At 35.4% G+C, this 2,241-nt stretch carries 3 protein-coding genes; all 3 read right to left on the bottom strand.

Annotation, left to right across the window (positions count from 1 at the left end; all coding sequences use genetic code 11):
- Positions 1-62: 62 nt before the first annotated feature.
- Positions 63-437 (bottom strand): thioredoxin family protein, encoded by a 375-nt coding sequence (locus MV589_RS02220; RefSeq protein ID WP_297431619.1) that lies wholly within the window; start codon positions 435-437, stop codon positions 63-65.
- The gene (locus tag MV589_RS02215; RefSeq protein ID WP_297431616.1) at positions 430-1,335 is read right to left on the bottom strand and encodes an MBL fold metallo-hydrolase; all 906 of its coding nucleotides are present in this window, start codon (positions 1,333-1,335) and stop codon (positions 430-432) included. Before MV589_RS02215 ends, MV589_RS02220 begins: the two co-directional genes overlap by 8 nt.
- Before the next feature lie 30 nt (positions 1,336-1,365).
- Positions 1,366-2,241: hypothetical protein (locus MV589_RS02210; protein WP_297431615.1), on the bottom strand; the 876-nt coding region annotated here is incomplete at its 5' end.

The following is a 2,241-nucleotide window of genomic DNA, read 5'->3' as shown; positions in this document are numbered from 1 at the left end:
TGCAAATAAGAGAATACAAAAGCTAAGTAAAATGAGTGTAAACTTTTTCATACTTTGCGCCTTTATTTTATATTTTTGCTTAAATCTTTAAAATCTTGGATGTTCCAAGAACCAGGAATTGTCTTTACGATTTTCTGTTCTTTGTTAACAAAAAAGAAAGTTGGGGTAAAGTGTACTTTGATGCCCAGAGGAAGATCATCAAAGTCTAAGTCAAGTTTGACAGGGATGAACTTCTGTTCAATCCATTTGGACATTTGAGCATCGTTAAATACTTGCGCATCCATCTTATGGCAGTAGTGACAGTCACTTCTTACAACATCTATCATAATAATCTTGCCGCTCTTTTTTTGCATTTTAAGTGCATCCTCATAGTTGTGAAACTCTAAGGCAAAGAGTGACAGGGCACTCGCTAGTAAAACTAAAACTATTTTATTCATCTTCCCACTCCAATGTTCTATATGCACTCTCTACATTTTGTCTATGGATAGAGTTGTAAAAAGGTACATCTTTATACTCTTTCATCGTAACTCTGTTTACTGCATCTGCAATACCTACTCCATCATCAATGAGTTTGACAAGGCTGCGTTTGAGTTTGTTAAGATAGTTGTAGGTAAAATCTATGCTGCGTTTATCTGTAACTTCTCCATGACCTCCGATGATATATTTGACATCCATTTTTCGTAACTCTTGGAGTGCTGTGAGCCAACCGTTAATGTTTCCATCTCTCAAAGAGGGGAGTCTTGCATTAAAAACCAAATCTCCTGCAAAAACGACTTTTTGGCTTGGAATGTAAACGAAAAGATCATCTGCTGTATGTGCTTTATGGTTTACACTCTTTATAAAAACTTTTTCTCCATTTATCTGTAGTGTTTTGTTGCCATCAACGAAAATCGTAGGGTAAACTTGCCTTGTGCCTTGAAAGGCTTTTTCAGAGATTCTTTTTTGCATTCGTGTGATTTTGGCTTTTGGAAGATCTTTAAAGTTACTCGGACCAATAATCTGTGCACCCTGCTTTTTATAAAAACCATTGCCTAACCAGTGGTCATCATGAACATGACTGTTTATAACATAAGAGACTCGAAGTTTTTTGATTTTTTGCATTTGTGCATATGCTTGCGTGGCATACTGGAATGTAGGACCACTATCTATTACAAGATAGCTGGTCCCCATATTAACAAAACATGAGTTAGACATGTTTCCATTGTTACGCTTATCCATCACTTGAGCTAATCCAAAGAAGCAGTAAATATTTTTACTGACCTCTTTTGGGTGAAGTTTATAGTCAAAGGAGAAAAGAGAGTTTACAAGTAAAATAATTAGTAAAAGTGACTTCAAAGCGCAATCCTTATGTTTAAAAATTTGATTTTAAAATTTTACTTGCCATTGCATAATCCATGCATTGTCTTTATATCCACCTAGACCAGCAAATTTGTCTTTATCACCAGAAGCTATGATATAGTTGAGTACAAGTTTGTGTGCATTACGATTTCTTTTAGAATTTCTATCCATTTTGTTGTTAAATGGGTTCAAATAGATATTTACACCTACATAGGTATTTCCTAAATTGTAAGTAGAAGCTCCAGTTCCTTTTGCAGCAGAAGCTTGAATATGTTTGATGGTTGGCTCAAAAGTGTCGTTGATAGCATACTGTGCACTTGCAGTGAGTGTGTTTTCATCATAATCTTTTTTACCTTTAATATTATGTGCACTAATATATTCAGCTTTTACATTTGCTCCATTCATAAAACTTGAATCAAAACCAAGTGTATAAAGAGAGTAGTCTTCTGTGTCTTTGGTAAGTATAGTTCCAGGAACTGTTCCTGTAGTAGGGTCATATTTATAAGTTGTTTGTCCTTTAATCCCTCCTGCATTTTCTGAGAGTGCATAAGATGCTTCTACATGTAAAAGTTCTGTCCAGTCAAACATTCCACGGATTGCATAAGAGTTTCCATTACCCTCTTTTGCATTTGTAACAGCAGCACTTCGTCCAGCTTGGTTAGCAATCATTACATCATAACCAAAACCTTTCCAAGCATGTTCGTGTCCCATTTCAAAACCACTCACTTTTCCATTATTGCCAAAACCAATATCACGCCCAGAGAACATTAAACCCATATTACGCTCTAATACAAGTTTTTTATCAAGTCCTCGTTCAGCTGCATCTAAATTCCAACCTGGCATTGTAAAACCCATACCATTTGGCATCTTAATAACACCCATTTTTGGTATGAAAGCTTTATT

This window comes from Sulfurimonas sp. (genome assembly GCF_026991475.1).
GTDB lineage: Bacteria > Campylobacterota > Campylobacteria > Campylobacterales > Sulfurimonadaceae > Sulfurimonas.
This window is presented reverse-complemented; position numbering and strand designations above follow the sequence as displayed.

What these genes read in the sequence shown, in the direction of transcription:
- MV589_RS02220 (WP_297431619.1), bottom strand. Translation starts at nt 437, where the DNA reads ATGAATAAAATAGTTTTAGTTTTACTAGCGAGTGCCCTGTCACTCTTT.